The 545-nt window shown below is 37.2% G+C and carries 1 protein-coding gene; it reads right to left on the reverse strand.

Annotated elements, in window-relative coordinates; all coding sequences use genetic code 11:
* Positions 1-545 (reverse strand): AMP-binding protein (locus tag JO950_RS21985; protein WP_202704547.1); only part of this gene is annotated, 545 nt, incomplete at both ends.

Consider the following 545-nt stretch of genomic DNA (forward strand, 5'->3'; position numbering starts at 1 on the left):
ACTATTTTGATACAATCAATTGAGTTGGCCTTAAAATATGCTTGTAGCTTCACTCCATCCATTAAAGTTTCTTTATTGAATAAGTGCAGACATCCTCCGCTTAACAAAGAACCGTACAATACAGTATTTCCTAAATCGGCAGAAAGTGAAGACATTAATCCGAAACTTTTGTTGGCACTGATCGAAATCTTAGCTTCCAATCCTTCGTAATAATCTACCAAATTCTTATGACTCACCTGAACTCCTTTTGGCTGACCAGTGGTTCCTGACGTGTACACGACATAAGCTGTAGTATCCTCTGTTGCCAATGATGTAAAAGTAACATCCTGCGGAAGTGCCTGGATATCGGCATACTGAATATCAATAGAAAATACAGGAACTGAGAAGTCAATTACATCAAATAAACTGCTGGATTCTATCAATAAACCTTTTATATTGGCTTCCTGTACCATGTACAATTGACGCTCTTTTGGTAAAGAAAGATCAATTGGAACATAACCCGCTCCTGATTTTAAAATGGATAAGATTCCCAGTAAAGACCAGTT

The sequence above is a fragment of the Flavobacterium sp. UGB4466 genome (assembly GCF_903469665.1).
Lineage (GTDB): Bacteria > Bacteroidota > Bacteroidia > Flavobacteriales > Flavobacteriaceae > Flavobacterium > Flavobacterium lipolyticum.